18 protein-coding genes are annotated in these 17,344 nt (G+C 41.7%); 8 read left to right on the top strand and 10 right to left on the bottom strand.

Translation table 11 applies throughout. The features are described from left to right. Positions 1 to 117 precede the first annotated feature (117 nt). Entirely contained in the window at positions 118 to 1,881 is a 1,764-nt protein-coding gene (locus tag HEMROJRC1_RS10460) for a Lon protease family protein (RefSeq protein WP_226692852.1), read from the bottom strand. A 127-nt stretch (positions 1,882 to 2,008) separates the two neighbouring features. Here HEMROJRC1_RS10460 and matP point away from each other — a divergent pair, with 127 nt between their 5' ends. Next, positions 2,009 to 2,455, top strand: a complete 447-nt coding sequence (gene matP, locus HEMROJRC1_RS10455) for a macrodomain Ter protein MatP (protein WP_226692851.1) — start codon at positions 2,009 to 2,011, stop codon at positions 2,453 to 2,455. A gap of 79 nt (positions 2,456 to 2,534) precedes the next feature. Here the strand turns inward: matP and cspD are convergent, their stop codons facing one another. From cspD to pxpB, 9 genes are all read right to left on the bottom strand, one after another. After that, positions 2,535 to 2,744, bottom strand: a complete 210-nt coding sequence (gene cspD, locus HEMROJRC1_RS10450; RefSeq protein ID WP_194812021.1) for a cold shock domain-containing protein CspD — start codon at positions 2,742 to 2,744, stop codon at positions 2,535 to 2,537. Between the two features lie 142 nt (positions 2,745 to 2,886). Continuing rightward, positions 2,887 to 3,045 (bottom strand): YoaH family protein, encoded by a 159-nt coding sequence (locus tag HEMROJRC1_RS10445; protein WP_226692850.1) that lies wholly within the window; start codon positions 3,043 to 3,045, stop codon positions 2,887 to 2,889. A gap of 3 nt (positions 3,046 to 3,048) precedes the next feature. Continuing rightward, positions 3,049 to 3,765: a tRNA pseudouridine(65) synthase TruC gene (truC, locus tag HEMROJRC1_RS10440; RefSeq protein ID WP_226692849.1), complete on the bottom strand. Its 717-nt coding sequence runs from the start codon at positions 3,763 to 3,765 to the stop codon at positions 3,049 to 3,051. After that, entirely contained in the window at positions 3,762 to 4,076 is a 315-nt protein-coding gene (locus HEMROJRC1_RS10435; protein ID WP_226692848.1) for a YqcC family protein, read from the bottom strand. Before HEMROJRC1_RS10435 ends, truC begins: the two co-directional genes overlap by 4 nt. A gap of 70 nt (positions 4,077 to 4,146) precedes the next feature. Continuing rightward, on the bottom strand, positions 4,147 to 4,422 hold the full coding sequence (locus tag HEMROJRC1_RS10430; protein WP_226692847.1) for an acylphosphatase: 276 nt from the start codon (positions 4,420 to 4,422) through the stop codon (positions 4,147 to 4,149). Positions 4,423 to 4,473: 51 nt separating this feature from the next. After that, positions 4,474 to 5,658, bottom strand: a complete 1,185-nt coding sequence (locus HEMROJRC1_RS10425) for an NRAMP family divalent metal transporter (RefSeq protein ID WP_226692846.1) — start codon at positions 5,656 to 5,658, stop codon at positions 4,474 to 4,476. Between the two features lie 9 nt (positions 5,659 to 5,667). Further along, a complete protein-coding gene (pxpA, locus tag HEMROJRC1_RS10420) occupies positions 5,668 to 6,411 on the bottom strand; it encodes a 5-oxoprolinase subunit PxpA (protein WP_226692845.1) in 744 nt (247 codons plus the stop codon). After that, positions 6,398 to 7,327, bottom strand: coding sequence for a biotin-dependent carboxyltransferase family protein (locus HEMROJRC1_RS10415; protein WP_226692844.1), 930 nt, complete (start codon positions 7,325 to 7,327; stop codon positions 6,398 to 6,400). The genes pxpA and HEMROJRC1_RS10415 overlap by 14 nt, the downstream gene beginning before the upstream one ends. After that, the gene (pxpB, locus tag HEMROJRC1_RS10410) at positions 7,324 to 7,971 is read right to left on the bottom strand and encodes a 5-oxoprolinase subunit PxpB (RefSeq protein ID WP_226692843.1); all 648 of its coding nucleotides are present in this window, start codon (positions 7,969 to 7,971) and stop codon (positions 7,324 to 7,326) included. Before pxpB ends, HEMROJRC1_RS10415 begins: the two co-directional genes overlap by 4 nt. 420 nt (positions 7,972 to 8,391) lie before the next feature. Here pxpB and HEMROJRC1_RS10405 point away from each other — a divergent pair, with 420 nt between their 5' ends. The 7 genes from HEMROJRC1_RS10405 to rsxG all read left to right on the top strand — a co-directional run bounded on the left by HEMROJRC1_RS10405 (position 8,392) and on the right by rsxG (position 17,344). Further along, positions 8,392 to 9,066, top strand: coding sequence for a DUF2057 domain-containing protein (locus HEMROJRC1_RS10405; RefSeq protein ID WP_226692842.1), 675 nt, complete (start codon positions 8,392 to 8,394; stop codon positions 9,064 to 9,066). A 189-nt stretch (positions 9,067 to 9,255) separates the two neighbouring features. Then, a complete protein-coding gene (gene yccS / locus HEMROJRC1_RS10400) occupies positions 9,256 to 11,397 on the top strand; it encodes a YccS family putative transporter (protein ID WP_226692841.1) in 2,142 nt (713 codons plus the stop codon). A 154-nt stretch (positions 11,398 to 11,551) separates the two neighbouring features. Then, on the top strand, positions 11,552 to 12,130 hold the full coding sequence (gene rsxA / locus HEMROJRC1_RS10395; protein WP_226692840.1) for an electron transport complex subunit RsxA: 579 nt from the start codon (positions 11,552 to 11,554) through the stop codon (positions 12,128 to 12,130). A 96-nt stretch (positions 12,131 to 12,226) separates the two neighbouring features. Next, positions 12,227 to 12,808 carry an electron transport complex subunit RsxB gene (rsxB, locus tag HEMROJRC1_RS10390; RefSeq protein WP_226692839.1) on the top strand — a complete coding sequence of 194 codons (582 nt, stop codon included), beginning with the start codon at positions 12,227 to 12,229 and terminating at the stop codon, positions 12,806 to 12,808. Continuing rightward, entirely contained in the window at positions 12,809 to 15,430 is a 2,622-nt protein-coding gene (gene rsxC, locus HEMROJRC1_RS10385) for an electron transport complex subunit RsxC (protein ID WP_226692838.1), read from the top strand. Between the two features lie 212 nt (positions 15,431 to 15,642). After that, entirely contained in the window at positions 15,643 to 16,731 is a 1,089-nt protein-coding gene (gene rsxD, locus HEMROJRC1_RS10380; RefSeq protein ID WP_226692837.1) for an electron transport complex subunit RsxD, read from the top strand. Further along, complete coding sequence (gene rsxG, locus HEMROJRC1_RS10375) at positions 16,718 to 17,344, top strand: electron transport complex subunit RsxG (protein WP_226692836.1); 627 nt, start codon at positions 16,718 to 16,720, stop codon at positions 17,342 to 17,344. The genes rsxD and rsxG overlap by 14 nt, the downstream gene beginning before the upstream one ends.

Here is a 17,344-nt window from a genome sequence, read left to right as displayed (position 1 = left end):
CGCATTCTAAAAGGAATAATACTTAATGTAAATAGAAAACACTTGTTAGCTGAACTTGTCCAATCAGTCGATTTGATGTATAAAAAAACGCGAACCCAAGTTCGCGCTTTTTAAATTTTAGAACCGGAAAAAATCCAACAAACCTTTTTTTATCGGTGTCGCCTTAAAATCGAGGCGCTGTTGAATCAAACGGGAAATCGGTGTTTTATTGTCAGCATAGATTTTATCTTCTTCCAATAAATCACGTTGAAAAATGAGATCACAAGTTTGGTAAATGTCTTCTACCGGAAAGATAAAAAATTCGCCGTTTTTGACCGCACTTACCACCTCATTAGAAAGGCTTAATTGCTGAATGGTGGTTGCAGGAATAATCACGCCTTGATTGCCGGTTAAACCGCGACGTTGACAAATCGTGAAAAATCCTTCGATTTTATCATTTACTCCCCCTACGGCGTGTACCAAACCGAATTGATCGATGGCTCCTGTGATGGCAATATGCTGTGGCAACGGTAACTCCGCCAATGCGCTGGTAAGAACGCAGAAAATCGCCAAAGAGGCACTATCACCATCAATTTCGCCATAAGATTGTTCAAAGACAAGCGATGCGGAAAAGGGTAACTGAGAGGGCAATTCTAGGATATTTGATAAACAGGCTTGTGCGATCATCATTCCTTTGCTGTGTAAATTACCGGCAAGCTCATTTTTTCGTTCAACATCCACCACTTCTCCATCACCGAATTGCACAATACAACTAATTCGGGAAGGTTCGCCAAAGGCTACCGGAGTACCGGGATATTCAATAACGGACAACCCATTGATTTGCCCTACAATTTCACCTTTGGTTTCAACATAAACCTGCTCATTTAAAATATCCGAATAAGTTTGTTCTCTCAAAAATCCGTGTTGAGCGGCTTGTTGTTGAAAAACATACTCAAAATCGACCGCACTTAATCCTGTTTTTTGCGCTGAAATCGAAGCATTTAGCAGCATCGTTTTTAACGTGTTGGGCGAAACATTGATCAAAAAACGATTTTCACTTTCACGAACCAAAAGTTGATAAAGTTTATTAAAAGCGGAAAAATCAAGTTCAATTCTTTGTTTTTCCGCTATCTGCTGCACATAAGACACCCAACTTTTCTGCTCCTCTACATTCGCAACCGAAAGATAATTTTCAATCTCCGCATAATCGGCAAAAGCGTATAAATTTTCCTCTAATTCGCCAAGTGCGGCGAGCTCTGTTCGATTACCTAAAATAATCACTTTTACATCAATAAGATAAGCAGGAATATCGCAAGGTAAAGTTTTAAAAGGGTGAGAAGAATACCAATTAAATTGCTTGGTTTGTAAAATATGCTTTAAACGTTGCCATAAATCAAATTGGCTCAGCAATGTAGAAGCGCCCAAAATCAACACGCCACCATTTGCGCGATGCACCAACCCCGGTGTGAGTTGAATGTCTCGCGAGCTTGGATGCACTTTCACACTCCCGAAAAGCTGAAATTGATCGCAATAAAGCGCACTTAATACTTCACCTGAAGCAGCAAAATTATCTTCTAAAGATTGTGCAGGTTCTACCTTGATATGCGGAAAGGAAAAAGAATCACCTTGTTCCACCATATAATTCGCTCCGAAAACCGACCGCACTTCGGGTAACATTTCACGCATAAGTGATATTAATAAATCTGCGTAATCCGCTTGATCATCGGCTTTTAGCAGCATAAGAGAACGGTTTGCGTTTCGTAAAAATAAAGAAAGCGCATTTTTAACGTTCGGTTGTAATGCCCAAAAATCAAGAGGTTGTGTCGGTTTTTCGGTAAGGATTAATTGTGGCTGCAAGGCTTGCCAATCAAGAGATTGTTTTTGAAAAAAAGATGAACTCACGGGTGATTTCTCATTAGTAAAATTGAGGGCATTATCTCACATTTATGGATATTATAAAAATCAACTGGAAAAATGACACTAAAATGCGTATATTGAAATGGTTACCACGTCACTAAAAATCATCGTTATGAAATATCAAAAACTCGAAAATCAAGAAGCAAACTGGAAATGGATTTATCTTATTCGTAAACATCGCGAAGGTGAAAATATCACCCGTTATAATGAAAAAAGTCTACAAGAGACGGTTGTTAACGAATTATTAGAAAGTCAACATTATCCGGAGAAAATCGAAAATTGGATCAAACATCATCTTTCCACTGCATTACCCATTAAGTTAGACCAAGCAATTCGTGCTCGCCGAAAGCGTTTTTTTAATGCGGAAAAACAATCCACTAAGAAAAAATCTATTGATTTGGAATATGCGGTTTGGCTACGTCTTTCAAAATATTCACGCAAAATGAATATGACTCTTTCCGAAACCATCAGCTATATGATCGATGAACGCGAAAGCAAAGCCTTGTACGAGAGCCAAATGTCGGCAATGAAAAGCAGCCTAAGAAATTTACTGAAATAAAAAAGCAAGGTGATGAGCCTTGCCTTTTAACTTAACTAAAAAGAGGAAACTTTAAGAACACCAAATATCAGTTCTTATTTTATTCCGCAATCGGAATAATCTTTGTGGCGTGAGATCCTTTGTCACCGTGAATAACTTCAAATTGCACTTTTTGCCCGGCTTTCAATGAACGATAACCATCCATTTCAATCACGGAGTAATGTGCAAAAATATCAGTATCCACGCCTTCTGCGGAAATAAAACCAAATCCCTTTGCATTATTGAACCACTTAACAACACCAATTTCCATAACAGACCTCTTAGGCTTCGCCTATAATTTATAAATCAAATAAGACTAATGCCTTATCACCAAATTGGTGGCTATGTTCAAACATTTTCTTTTCTTATGCAACAAGCAAGATCAAAAAGTGTTATGGAGATCACAAAAAATTTTATTTTTTGCTATTTTTATCTTCTTTTTCATATAATTCACGTAGTTCTTTCACCACAATTTGGATAGCTTCCCCGCTATTAACGCCTTGCGCCATCAATTCTTGGATTTTTTCAACCGCTCTTTGTTGTTCTTCGTGTGTCAATTGAATATCTAACATAATTTACCAACCGAATATTTTTATTAAATTTTGCCATTGTTCATCTAATGGTGCATTAATGATGATTTCCTTCTGCGCCCAAATAGGATGTTTAAAACACAAGGTTTCCGCGTGTAAGAATAAGCGTTTGCCTCCCGTATTTTCCGCTAATGCACGATTTTGATGTAAATCACCGTACTGTGTATCACCTAAAATAGGGTGAAAAATATGTTTACAATGACGACGCAACTGATGTTTTCGCCCCGTATGCGGTATTAAACGCAGCAAGGAATAACGTGAAGTCGTATAACGCCCTGCCGGATATGGCATTTCAACGGTTTTTATACATTCATAATCCGTGACGGCATCTTGCGGTTCTTTGCCTTCTTCGGCAAACTTATCCGCAATTTTATCTAACCGAACTTTCAATGGATAATCAATACGCCCGTTTTCTTGCACATAACCACGAACAATCGCCAAATAAGATTTTTTTACCGTCTTTTGCTCAAATTGCAAACACATCAAATGTGCGACTTCAGGCTTTAATGCAAATAACAATACACCGGAAGTCGGACGATCCAAACGGTGAATAGGAAATACGTGTTGCCCGATTTGATCACGCAAGGTTTGCATCACAAATTGCGTTTCGTGGGTATCCAACCAACTACGGTGCACCAACATTCCTGCCGGTTTATTCACGGCAACCAACCACTCGTCTTGATATAAAATCTCTAATGTCATTGATTTTGTAACAACTCTTCCAATGCAACTAAAGGAGCAAGCAATACAGTAAGATCATCAAACTCTTTCAATGCTTCTTCAATATAAGGTGAAATCGCAATTTGATTCGGTAACGGTGCACCGCTTTCTAATAACGCCTGCATACGAGGAATAAAAACCCATTGCAACCATTCTTCCGGCGCCATCGTATCAAGCGAAAAAGGTTCTTGGCTTAAAAACGCTTCCTGCGCCGGCGGCATAGCCTGCCACAAATTTAAACGCTGCATCGTTTGCCGAAGTTGTTCAAGGTGGATTTTGGTTTGATTGCGCATAGTTACTCCCCATAAAAAAATCGGCACATTCTACGCAAAATCCGATAATTTCGCAAAAGTGCGGTTAATTTTAATGATGAATAATAGAAAAATTTTTCACGATAATTTCTCTATGTTCATTTACGATCACTCGTTCCACTTTTGCCGTTTTCGGTCCTGTTTTTAACCATTGCGCCAAAGCACTTACTTGTGCCTCATTGCCTTGAGCAATCACTTCCACAGAGCCATCACTGCGGTTTCTTACCGAACCTTTGATACCTATTTTTTCCGCTTCTTTCCAAGTAAAATAGCGAAATCCAACACCTTGTACACGTCCGTAAATAAAAAATTGCTTTGTCACTTTCATTTCCTCAATATATTTCAGTATTTTCCCCAAGTGCTATATTTAAACTATCTGTTATGAAAACCACAAACCGAGATATTTAACGAAGGTGATCGTGCTTAATATCGCCATTAAAATTGCGACAATCCAACCACAAATCGCCAATGAAACGGGGTGTTTGTAATCTTTGACAATGGATTTCTTGTAAGCCGCAATTAAGATTAAGCCGAGTGAAATCGGTAAAATAAAGCCATTAAGTGTGCCGACAAAGACTAACACCTGTGCAGGGCGACCAATGGTGGCGAGAATAGCGGTCGATATTGCAATAAAAATTACAATCCAGCGGTTTTTGTGTTGCTCTATTTTTGGGGAGAAACTGGTGATAAAAGAAACGGAAGTATAGGCAGCACCAATTACCGAAGTAATAGAAGCCGCCCAAATGACCATTCCGAAAATCATAAGCCCAATATCTCCGGCGACAAAGGAAAATGCGGTTGCCGCAGGATTAGCCGGATCGAGTTTAACCCCTTGTGCAACAACGCCTAACACCGCAAGAAATAACACCACCCGCATAATAGAGGCAATTAAAATGGCAGAGATTGAGCTTTTGCTGACTTCTTTAAGAGCGGATTTCCCTTTAATGCCTGCATCTAATAAACGATGTGCCCCTGCAAAGGTGATGTAGCCACCTACTGTGCCACCCACAAGGGTAACGATGGCAATCACATCCAGTTGTTCAGGTAAAAAAGTGTGGTAAACCGCTTCACCAATAGGCGGATTGGCTTTAAAGGCAACATAAAGGGTTAAAGCAATCATAATAAACCCCATTATTTGAGCAAATCGATCCATCGCTTTGCCCGCCTCTTTGAAAATAAAAATGCCGATAGCGATTGCACCGCTAATCAAAGCACCGACTTCGGGCGAAACGCCGATGAGAATATTTAGCCCTAAACCGGCTCCCCCTACATTGCCGATATTAAACGCCAATCCGCCCATTACAATCAACACGGCAAGCACATATCCCGCTCCCGGCAATACTTCATTAGCAATGTCTTGAGCCCGTTTTTCAGACACAGAGATAATTCGCCAAATATTGAGTTGAGCCCCAATATCCAGCAAAATAGAGAGCAGGATCACAAAGCCGAAACTTGCCAGCAGGGTTTGGGTAAAGGTAGCGGTTTGAGTTAAAAAGCCCGGACCAATGGCTGAGGTTGCCATTAAAAAAGCAGCCCCTAATAGGGCATTACGGTTAGCAGACATACTTCCCCCTTAACGACAAGACATAATTTGGATATTTTGTGAACGGAGTGATGCCACAATGCGTTTTGCAAAATCGACAGCGTGTTCGCCATCACCGTGTAAACAGATACTTTCGGCATTCACTGGGATCATCTGCCCCTCGACGGATTGTGCCGTGCCGGTTTTGACCATTTGCAACACTTGACGGATCGCCTCATCTTCATCTTTCACTAAGGCATCAGCTCTTGAACGAGGCACAAGTGAACCATCGGCTAAATAATGACGGTCGGCAAATACTTCTGAAATCGTGCCTAAGCCGAGATCTTGAGCGATTTGAATCGGTAAACTCCCCGATAACGCCATCAGCTTTAAATTAGGATCGAAGGCTTTGATCGTTTTAACGATCAAGGTTGCAAGCTCCGCATCTTTAGCCGCTTGGTTATATAATGCCCCGTGCGGTTTTACATAGGCTAATTTTACGCCTTCCGCATCACATAAGGCTTTGATTGCCCCAAGTTGGTAACGCAAACAAGCTTGCAAATCGTCGGGGGCAAGTTGCATTTCTGTTCGCCCGAAATTGGCTCGATCAGGAAAGCTAGGGTGAGCACCCACGGCAACTTGGTTCGCTTTCGCCCAACGAATTGCCTTGTTCATTTCTTGATAATCACCTGCGTGTAAACCACAAGCCACATTGGCGGAGCTGACTAATTGTAATAACACTTCATCGTTGCCACAGCCTTCGGCTAAATCGACATTTAAATCAACGTGTTGCATTTGCTTTTCTCCTAATGTTGTCTAAATAGAGCTCATCTTGTTGGGATAATCTCTGTGCCGTTTGGCGATCTACTTGGGTAAAACGTACAGAAGATCCGACCGCTTGTTGTGCCAGTCTGCCTAAATCCGCCTGTATTACACAGCCGATTTTCGGGTATCCTCCTGTAGTTTGAGCATCTGCCATTAACACGATAGGTTGCCCATCGGGCGGTACTTGTATCGTTCCCATCGGCACAGCGTGCGAAAGCATTTCTAAGGCTGAACGCAGCCGCAAGGCTTCTCCTTGCAGGCGATAGCCCATTCGTCCACTAGGCGTTTGAATTGTCCACGCCTGTTGCCAAAAAGCCTGTTGGCTAGTTTCTTCAAAAGCTTCATATTCGCTAGAAACCAAAGCGTGAATTTGCGAACAAAAATTGATCGGCTCAATGCCTAACGGGGAAAGGTAAGTATCACGCTTACCAGTGGCTAAATGATCGCCTTTCTTCAATAAACGCCCGTAAAATCCGCCGAACTTCGCATTTAAATCGGTACTGGCGGAGTTCAAAAAGAGCGGAACGTTTATGCCTCCGGCAACGCATAAATAGCCATAGTTTCCTGTGGTAATACGCTTGATATGTAAGGTTTGGCGGGCCTTTGCCGTGTAACGCCAATAAGGAAAAATCGGTTGATTATCAAGGGTTGCTTCGCATAATGCCCCGGTTAAACAAAATGGGGTGGCACAATCAAAAGTGAGGGTAAGACCGCCCATTGCAAATTCAATCGCCGGGCATTCAGGAGCATTTTGTAGCAATAAATTGCCTGCTTTTAAGGCAAGCTTATCCATTGCTCCGGCTTGCCCGATACCTTGTCCACGATAACCCAAACGCCCTAAATCTTGAATATGAGCAAAGGCTTGAAGAGATTGAATATAAATCATAGTTCGATACGCTCTGCAAAAAATTTCACTTTATCACCCGCTTGTAGCAATACAGGTGGCTCTTTGTTCGCATCAAATAGCGGAATTGAGGTTTGCCCTATAAGCTGCCAACCACCGGGAGAGCTGAAAGGATAAATACCCGTTTGCTCCCCTCCAATCCCCACTGCTCCCGCAGGCACTTTGGCACGAGGCTTGGCGTGTCTTGGGGTGTGTAAATGGTGGGGCAAACCGCCTAAATAAGGAAAACCGGGTTGAAAACCGATCATAAAAACAGTGTAGGTGGGCTCGGTATGACGGCGGATAATCTCTTCGGGGGAACAGCGATGAAATTGAGCTACAGCGGCTAAATCCAACCCGACTTCGCCGCCATAATGCACAGGGATTTCAATCAGTCGCCCGATGTCTTGAAAGGATTGATGTTGTAGGGCTTCCCATTGCTCAAGCAAGGTTTTGATGATGGTCGTATCAGGTGATGAGAAAAAAAACAACGTCAGATTATTCATTCCCACCACGGCTTCTTGCACGTCCGGCAGCCCCTCACTCCATTTTGCAAATTGCCATAGCCGTTGTTGGTTTGACAAAGTCGCAGGTGGCGACAAAGCACATAATAATGAAAATTCGCTGGTATAAGATATGGTTAGCATAAGCCCCCCTTAATGAGAAGAAAGCACTACAGTGTTTTAACGCTTCGCCTATGTATTGTCAAATAAATTCAAACAAAAATTTAACAATAATTTAAAGATTAAAATTACTCGGGGTAAATATCCTCGTTGTTCGTTAACTTGTTGTTTTAAAGCTTAATTTTTAACAAAACCTTACTATGATTTAATCTCTCAGTCATTTCTGTAACAAAAAACACAATTTAATGACTTTACTTATCTCAGCTTAATTTACTTTCTCATCCTACTCTCCTATAACATTTTTGTTATCCGAAAGCCTCCTAAGAAGAATAGAAAACAATACTATAAAACTTTTTCATTTTTAACCGCACTTGCCTATTTTCATTTTACGGAAATTAGCATAGCATAGACGGCAATTTCGTTTACAAGTAAAAAGGAGTAATAATGAAATTACGTACCATAGCATTTAGTATCGCAACCTTATTGACAAGCTCTGCCGCTTTTGCCGGTATGGTTTCAACTTCATCGAATATGGATTTTTTAGCTATTGATGGACAAAAAGCAAATAAATCCCTTTTAAAAGAAACCCGTTCATTCAATGTAACTGACACAACTACCCACCAAGTTGTCGTTCGCGTGAGTGAAATTGTAGGTGGAGGTTCAAGCCAGTCTTTATTTGAGTCCAATCCGATTATCGTAACTTTCCAAGGTAGTACTGAAGATTTGGTCATTTCCGCACCAAGTATTCGTAATAAAAGGGAAGCTGAAAAATTCAATTCAGCACCGGTTATCACAGTAAAAACAACTTCCGGACAAGAAATTCCGGCTAAAATCGATATTTTAAAACAAGAGGGTTTATTCCCGTCCGCTAATGTAGTAAGTGATTTAGCAGGTTACAATGCTTCCGGAGCTAAAGCCGCAGTATCTTCACTTGCCGTAGCAACAGCACCGGCAGCGCCTATGATGGCAACGGCGGGGGCCGCAAACAGCAAAGCAACCAAAGGAAAAGTAGTGGTTCAAGGTCAAAACGTGGCGGAACAACAATTACAATATTGGTTCCAACAAGCGGACAAAGAAACTCAAACACGTTTCTTGAACTGGGCAAAATCTCATAAATAATAGGGAATTAAATTAAAATAGATACAAAAACTGCAAGCCGAAGACAGTACAAACAGTACGGCGAGGTGTAGCAACGCTCGTCAACATTTTTAAATTTAATTCACTATAATGACCGCACTTTAAGATGAAAAGTGAGCTTATAAGGCTCACTTTTTACATTAATCAATAGAAAATAAAGAGGATAATCAAATGAACCATTGGCTCAATGCAAAAGTCATTGCTGCGATTCCTATCTTCATTGCAGTAAATATTGCCGCACTTGGTATTTGGTTCTTTGATATTTCTACCCAATCTATGCCCTTGATATTGGGGATTATTGCCGGCGGTTTAGTCGATTTGGATAACCGCCTAACCGGCAGACTGAAAAACATTTTCTACACCCTTATCGCCTTCACGTTTTCTGCAATCATCGTTCAACTAAACATTGATAACGCCTTATCCTACTTAATATTGATGACAATCGGCACCTTTGTTTTTACGATGATAGGAGCTATCGGAGAACGCTATCGAACCATTGCTTTCGGAACATTGGTGATTGCGGTTTATACTACCCTGACTTATTCCTCGAATGTCGTGCAAAACTGGTATATTAATCCACTGCTGATTATCATCGGAACCACGCTTTACAGCATTGTTACACTGGTTGTGTACCTGTTCTTTCCGAACCGCCCCGTGCAAGAAAGCGTTGCAAAAGCTTTTTGTGCTTTGGGAGAATATCTGGATGCAAAATCTGAATTTTTTGATCCTGATGAAGTAGATGAAATCGAGAAAAAGCACCTTAATTTTGCGATGAAAAACGCCAATGTAGTCAATGCTTTTAATCTTGCCAGAACGACGCTTTTCTATCGTATCCGCGGACAACATCGGCATACTCGTACCAAACGAATGATTCGCTATTATTTCACCGCGCAAGAAATTCACGAACGCACAAATTCCACCCATTTTGATTACAAACAAATCGCCGAACAACTCAAAAATACGGATTTAATTTTCCGTATTCAACGATTGCTGGAATTACAAGCTCAGGCTTGTCATGGAATTGCCGCAAGTCTGCGTGAAAATAGATCTTACCGCTATAATCCTCGGGTAGAAAAAGCATTAATCGGAACAATGCAATCCTTCGAGCTTTATAGCCACCAACACACTGAACATAGCGAACAATTATTAGTTATCCAAACGCTATTGGATAATCTACAAAACATTGACTATCAGTTACGCCAATTAGAACAAGAAACCACAGAAAATGAACAAAACGCCCGCATTCACACGGAACAAATTACCGGTTTAAAAAACATCGTTTCCGTCATTTTCAGCCATTTCACCTTTGAATCGCCACTCTTCCGACACGCGGTTCGACTTTCAATCGTGGTATTCGCCTGCTGTGCCATTGTGGAATTTTTCCGATTTAACCTCGGTTACTGGATTTTACTTACCGCAGTTTTTGTCTGTCAGCCTAATTATTCCGCTACAAAAACCAGATTACGCCAACGAATTATCGGCACGATTTTAGGCGTTGTAGTCGGTTCACTACTGCCTTATTTAAACCCGACACTGGAAATGCAACTAGGTCTAATCGTTCTCACCTGCACCCTCTTTTTCTTTTTCCGAAGCAACAATTATAGCTTCTCCACCTTTTTCATAACCTTACAGGTGCTTATTAGTTTTGATGTAATGGGGTTTGGTGCAGAAACCGCTTTGTTACCTCGTTTACTGGATACCTTAATCGGCACGGCGATCTCTTGGTTTGCCGTGTCCTATTTATGGCCGGATTGGAAGTATTTAGAATTAAATAAAGTGAGCCACCAAGCTATTCACAGTGATGCCCAATATTTTTTACATATCATCAGTCAATTACAATTTGGTAAAAGTGATGACTTAAAATACCGCATTGCACGCCGCAATGCCCATCAATATGCTGCGGCACTAAGTTCCACACTTTCCAATATGAATAATGAACCGCACAAATATCAAGCCCATTTGCAGGAAGGATTTGATTTACTGAAAATGAACTATTCCCTATTAAGCTACATCTCGGCACTCGGTTCTTATCGCTATCGTATGACAAAGCTGCGACAAAACACCCAATTTTTATCCGGTTTCTATCCCACAGCCAAAAAAATCTTATATACCCTAGAAAATATTGAAAAACTCCCACAAGAAGTTTTTCATAAATTACAAGAAAACATTGTATTAAGCCTCAAAGAAGTGCAATGGGATGAAACTCAAATTAAAGAAAAATCTGCCTTTACGATACCGTTTCAACAACTAAACTTGATTGCGCAATTGTTGCCGCAACTGTATGAATATTTTCAAAAACATCGGCAAAATTGACCGCACTTTATTTGTCGCTCTAGCTATGTTTACCCGAATAACGATTAAAGATTTTTAAAGCGAAGAAAAAGTAACGGTTCTCCCCCAAATTACCTATTGTTCTCCCGTTCAGAAATAGGGATAATATCGCCCTTATAAATAAAGGCGGTGAGTGATGACACATTATATTTTATTGGTTATCGGTACGGCATTGATTAACAATTTCGTGTTAGTGAAATTTTTAGGGCTTTGTCCCTTTATGGGCGTATCGAAAAAAATTGAAACAGCGGTGGGGATGGGGTTGGCAACGATGTTTGTTTTAACCGTGGCTTCGCTTTGTGCTTACTTAGTGGATCATTATATTTTGCAGCCTTTAAACGCCACATTTTTACGTACGCTAGTTTTCATTCTCGTTATCGCGGTTGTCGTACAATTCACGGAAATGGTGATCAATAAAACCAGCCCGACACTTTATCGTCTACTTGGTATCTTCTTACCTTTGATCACTACAAACTGCGCGGTTTTAGGCGTAGCATTGCTCAATGTAAATTTGGCACACAATCTCACAGAATCCGTCATTTACGGATTTGGTGCCTCCCTCGGTTTCGCTCTTGTTTTGGTGTTATTCGCCGCACTGCGCGAACGCCTCATCGCGGCAGATGTGCCTATCACGTTTCGAGGTTCATCTATCGCCTTAATTACGGCAGGATTAATGTCCCTTGCTTTTATGGGCTTTACGGGGCTCGTTAAATAATATTGATGACTTTATGATTTATCTTTTAATGGCTATCACCGTACTGATTTTATTTATCGGGCTTTATCAAAAATTTTCCGGAAAAACAAAGAAATAATGACCGTTTTACTCGTTGTAATCACCTTACTCGCCTTAATCTTCGGTGCGATTTTGGGCTTTGCTTCCCTAAAATTAAAGGTCGAGGCAGATCCCATTGTAGAAAAAATCGATGCCGTACTACCTCAAAGCCAATGCGGGCAATGCGGTTATCCCGGTTGTAAACCTTATGCGGAAGCGATTGCCAATGGTGATGAAATCACAAAATGTATTCCCGGCGGTCAACCTACCGTTGTAAAAATTGCAGAAATTTTGGGGGTGGATGTCCCTACGATGGAGGGGGTAGAAGAACCCATCGAAATGGTGGCATTTATTGATGAAAATATGTGTATCGGCTGCACTAAATGTATCCAAGCCTGTCCGGTAGATGCCATTATCGGCACAAACAAAGCAATGCATACCATCATACCGGATCTCTGCACCGGCTGCGAACTTTGCGTTGCCCCCTGCCCTACGGATTGTATTTCAATGATTCCCGTGAAAAAAAATATTGACAGTTGGGATTGGAAATTTGATGCCAAGTTAGTCATTCCGGTGGTAAACATCAGCGATACTGATAAAAAATTAGTTGTGGGGGAATAAATGACGGACGTTTTATCTCGTTTTAATTCCGGCAAATTATGGGATTTCAAAGGTGGCATTCACCCACCGGATATGAAAGCTCAGTCAAGCCACCAACCGCTAAGAACAATTCCTTTAAGTACGGATTTCTACGTTCCACTGAAGCAGCATGCCGGGCAAGCGGGCAATCTGCTGGTGAAAGTCGGTGATTATGTTTTAAAAGGTCAACCCCTAACGCAAGGCGATGGCTTGCGTATGCTGCCTATTCATGCTCCAACATCCGGAATCATTAAATCTATCGCGCCTTATGTTGCAGCCCACCCTTCAGGCTTAGATGAACCGACAATTCATTTATTGGCAGACGGATTGGATCAATCGGTTGAACGTCATCCGGTTGATGATTTTCTACGTCTAACACCGGAACAACTAATCGAAAAAATCTACCAAGCCGGCGTAGCCGGACTGGGGGGAGCGGTTTTCCCTACCGCAGCGAAGATCCAATCGGCAGATAAAAAAATTAAATTATTAATCATTAATGGCGCAGAATGTGAACCTTACATCACCTGTGATGATCGCCTTATGCAAGAACATAGCGATGAAATTATCGAAGGTGTACGTATTTTGCGCTATATTTTGCGCCCGGAAAAAGTAGTTATCGCCATTGAAGACAATAAACCGGAAGCAATTAAAGCCATCAAACACGCCCTACAAGGTGCAAATGATATTGATGTACGCATTATTCCGACAAAATATCCCTCCGGTGCGGCAAAACAATTGATCTATTTACTCACGGGTATGGAAGTACCAAGTGGTGAACGTTCATCCAGCATTGGGGTACTAATGCAGAATGTAGGAACGGTCTTTGCAATCAAACGTGCCGTTATGGATGACGAAGTCCTAATTGAGCGTGCAATAACGCTTACAGGTGATAAAATCCAAAAAAAAGGGAATTATTGGGTGCGATTCGGTACACCGATTTATCACGCACTCACCCACGTAGGTTATCGATTTGATGAACGTTTTCCCGTCTTTGTCGGCGGCCCTATGATGGGATTGGAATTACCAAATCTTAATGCACCGGTAACTAAAATCGTAAACTGCCTCCTTGCGCCGGATCATTTTGAATATGCCGAGCCTCAACAGGAGCAAGCCTGCATTCGGTGTTCCGCCTGTTCTGACGCTTGTCCCGTTAATCTTATGCCTCAGCAACTTTATTGGTTTGCCCGTAGTGAAGATCACAAAAAATCGGAAGAATACGCGCTGAAAGATTGTATCGAATGCGGCGTTTGTGCCTATGTTTGCCCGAGCCACATTCCATTGATTCAATATTTCCGCCAAGAAAAAGCAAAAATTTGGCAAATCAAAGAAAAACAGAAAAAAGCAGATGAAGCCAAAATTCGTTTTGAAGCGAAACAAGCACGTATGGAGCGTGAAGAGCAAGAACGTAAAGCCCGCACCCAACGTGCAGCTGAAGCACGCCGAGAGGAGCTTGTTAAAACCAAAGGAGAAGATCCGGTAAAAGCCGCATTAGAACGTTTGAAAGCAAAAAAATCTGAAGCTACCGAAACAATACAAATTAAAACCGTTACTTCGGAAAAAGGCGAAATTCAACCGGATAATACGGATATCATGGCATTGCGTAAAGCCCGCCGGCTGGCACGTCAGCAAGTGGAAACGATAACGGAAGAAAATACGGCACCGGAAAACCCAACTACCGACACAAAAAAAGCCACAGTCGCAGCCGCCATTGCACGGGCTAAGGCGAAAAAACTTGCTCAGGCAAACAACAGTAGCGAGACAAACACCGAAAGTGCGGTCGAAAAAACGGAAGAAAATTTAACCGCACTTGATCCGAAAAAAGCCGCTGTTGCAGCCACCATTGCTCGGGCTAAAGCGAAAAAACTCGCTCAAGCAAACAGCAACGGCGAGACGAAAAACGAAAGTGCGGTCAAAAAAACAGAAGAAAATTTAACCGCACTTGATCCGAAAAAAGCCGCCGTTGCAGCCGCCATTGCTCGGGCTAAAGCGAAAAAACTTGCTCAGGCAAACAGCAACGGCGAGACGAAAAATGAAAGTGCGGTCAAAAAAACAGAAGAAAATTTAACCGCACTTGATCCGAAAAAAGCCGCTGTTGCAGCCGCCATTGCTCGGGCTAAAGCGAAAAAACTCGCTCAAGCAAACAGCAACGGCGAGACGAAAAACGAAAGTGCGGTCAAAAAAACAGAAGAAAATTTAACCGCACTTGATCCGAAAAAAGCCGCCGTTGCAGCCGCCATTGCTCGGGCTAAAGCGAAAAAACTTGCTCAGGCAAACAGCAACAGCGAGACGAAAAACGAAAGTGCGGTCGAAAAAACAGAAGAAAATTTAACCGCACTTGATCTGAAAAAAGCCGCTGTCGCAGCCGCCATTGCTCGGGCTAAAGCGAAAAAACTCGCTCAAGCAAACAGCAACGGCGAGACGAAAAACGAAAGTGCGGTCAAAAAAACAGAAGAAAATTTAACCGCACTTGATCCGAAAAAAGCCGCCGTAGCAGCCGCCATTGCTCGGGCTAAAGCGAAAAAACTTGCTCAAGCAAACAGCAATAGCGAGACGAAAACCGAAAGTGCGGTCGAAAAAACAGAAGAAAATTCCTGTATTATGTAGCAGTTGCCCAAACCATTGTAGGATGCCGTTAGGCGAAGCCGTAACGCATCAATAGATGAAATGGTGCGTTACGCTTTGCTCAACGCCCCACCAATGAAAATTGGATATAAAACTTTTTTACATAAAGATGGAAATTCAACCGCTATTACGCAAGCAAAGCAAAAAAGATCGTACAGACTCAACAAGAATTGGAAAAATCTCAGGAATAAATAATGTTTAAAATGGTCAGCTCCCCTCACACACATTCAGGGAAATTAACGGCACGTATTATGCTTTGGGTTATCTTAGCCATGATACCCGCTTTATTTACGCAAATTTATTATTTTGGTTTAGGTGTATTAATTCAAATCACACTGGCAATTTCTATCGCAGTGCTTGCTGAATTTACGGCGATAAAGTTACGAGGAAGAAAACCATTTTCCTATCTTGCCGATTTTAGCGTAATCTTAACCGCCTTAATTTTAGCAATGGCTATCCCGCCTTACGCTCCTTATTGGATTATTATTATCGGTACGCTTTGCGCAGTATTGCTTGGCAAACATATTTATGGCGGTTTAGGGCAAAACCCGTTTAATCCTGCGATGATCGGCTATGTGATATTACTTATTTCCTTTCCTCTACAAATGACAAGTTGGATACCGCCGATTAATTTATTGCAGGAACCACCGACATTTTCCGATTCGGTTTCATTGATTTTTTCAGGCTTAACTACCGATGGTTTTAGCCTATCACAACTCACTCACAGCATTGACGGAATTACGCAGGCCACGCCATTAGATAGTGCAAAGATCTTTTATTCAAACCACAAAGAATTAGACGATTTCTACCAACTCATTAAAATGCCGATTTTTATGGGAAATGGTACTGATTTTGCACAAGGTTGGTGGCAAGTGAATGTCGCATTTCTGGTTGGAGGCATTTTCTTAATTTTAAAACGCACCATTCATTGGCAAATTCCGATAGCGATGTTAGTGACTTTTTTCAGTTTAGCCACGATTACAGCCCTTACCGGCAACACGCATTTAAGTGCTATCAGTCAGATGCTAAGCGGCGCAATGATGTTCGGTGCATTTTTTATTGCCACTGATCCTGTTACCGCTTCAATTACGCCACGTGGGAAAATCGTATTTGGTGCGCTCGTTGGTCTTCTTGTCTATCTTATTCGTTATCACGGAAACTACCCGGACGGTGTTGCGTTTGCCATTTTGTTAAGTAATATTTGCGTGCCGCTTATCGATCATTACACACGACCACGAGTGGCAGGTTATCACTTAAAAGGAAAAAATAATGGGAACATTTAAGATAAGCTCCGGCTATGGTGCACTTTTAGGCTTGGTTGCTCTGCTCTGTACCGCAATTTCTGCCGGTATTTTCTTTCTTACCAAAGGAAAAATCGATGAAGCCATGGCAGCACAGCAGAGAGAATTATTATTGCAAGTGATACCGCAAAGCTATTTTGATAATAATTTAGTGGAAAGTGCGGTCATTCCGAAGGCTGAAAGTCTGAACGGAATTCAAAAGGTTTATTTTGCCAAAAAAGAAAATCAAGTCTCGGCTTATGCCTATGAAACCACCGCACCCGACGGCTATTCAGGCAATATTCGGCTATTAATAGGGCTTTCTCCGGCCGGGGAAGTATTGGGCGTTCGGGTTATTGAACATCACGAAACCCCGGGGTTAGGGGACAAGATCGAGTTACGCATTTCTAACTGGATTTTAAGTTTCAATCATCAACCCATTAATGAAACGAATTTAACTGATTGGGCGGTAAAAAAAGACGGCGGTAAATTCGATCAATTCTCCGGTGCGACCATTACACCACGCGCTATTGTAAATCAGATTAAGCGTTCCGCCTTCGTTATGCTAAACAACCAATCACTACTACAACAACTCGCCGCCGCGAGGGAAAAATAA

It is taken from the genome of Rodentibacter sp. JRC1 (genome assembly GCF_020521555.1).
Classification (GTDB): domain Bacteria; phylum Pseudomonadota; class Gammaproteobacteria; order Enterobacterales; family Pasteurellaceae; genus Rodentibacter; species Rodentibacter abscessus.
Note: the sequence above shows the minus strand (reverse complement) of the source record. Positions and strands in the feature narration are given on the sequence as shown.

Coding starts and splice junctions, on each gene's coding strand:
- matP (WP_226692851.1), top strand. CDS start 2,009: ATGAAATATCAAAAACTCGAAAATCAAGAAGCAAACTGGAAATGGATT.
- cspD (WP_194812021.1), bottom strand. CDS start 2,744: ATGGAAATTGGTGTTGTTAAGTGGTTCAATAATGCAAAGGGATTTGGT.
- HEMROJRC1_RS10445 (WP_226692850.1), bottom strand. CDS start 3,045: ATGTTAGATATTCAATTGACACACGAAGAACAACAAAGAGCGGTTGAA.
- truC (WP_226692849.1), bottom strand. CDS start 3,765: ATGACATTAGAGATTTTATATCAAGACGAGTGGTTGGTTGCCGTGAAT.
- HEMROJRC1_RS10435 (WP_226692848.1), bottom strand. CDS start 4,076: ATGCGCAATCAAACCAAAATCCACCTTGAACAACTTCGGCAAACGATG.
- HEMROJRC1_RS10430 (WP_226692847.1), bottom strand. CDS start 4,422: ATGAAAGTGACAAAGCAATTTTTTATTTACGGACGTGTACAAGGTGTT.
- HEMROJRC1_RS10425 (WP_226692846.1), bottom strand. CDS start 5,658: ATGTCTGCTAACCGTAATGCCCTATTAGGGGCTGCTTTTTTAATGGCA.
- pxpA (WP_226692845.1), bottom strand. CDS start 6,411: ATGCAACACGTTGATTTAAATGTCGATTTAGCCGAAGGCTGTGGCAAC.
- HEMROJRC1_RS10415 (WP_226692844.1), bottom strand. CDS start 7,327: ATGATTTATATTCAATCTCTTCAAGCCTTTGCTCATATTCAAGATTTA.
- pxpB (WP_226692843.1), bottom strand. CDS start 7,971: ATGCTAACCATATCTTATACCAGCGAATTTTCATTATTATGTGCTTTG.
- HEMROJRC1_RS10405 (WP_226692842.1), top strand. CDS start 8,392: ATGAAATTACGTACCATAGCATTTAGTATCGCAACCTTATTGACAAGC.
- yccS (WP_226692841.1), top strand. CDS start 9,256: ATGAACCATTGGCTCAATGCAAAAGTCATTGCTGCGATTCCTATCTTC.
- rsxA (WP_226692840.1), top strand. CDS start 11,552: ATGACACATTATATTTTATTGGTTATCGGTACGGCATTGATTAACAAT.
- rsxB (WP_226692839.1), top strand. CDS start 12,227: ATGACCGTTTTACTCGTTGTAATCACCTTACTCGCCTTAATCTTCGGT.
- rsxC (WP_226692838.1), top strand. CDS start 12,809: ATGACGGACGTTTTATCTCGTTTTAATTCCGGCAAATTATGGGATTTC.
- rsxD (WP_226692837.1), top strand. CDS start 15,643: ATGTTTAAAATGGTCAGCTCCCCTCACACACATTCAGGGAAATTAACG.
- rsxG (WP_226692836.1), top strand. CDS start 16,718: ATGGGAACATTTAAGATAAGCTCCGGCTATGGTGCACTTTTAGGCTTG.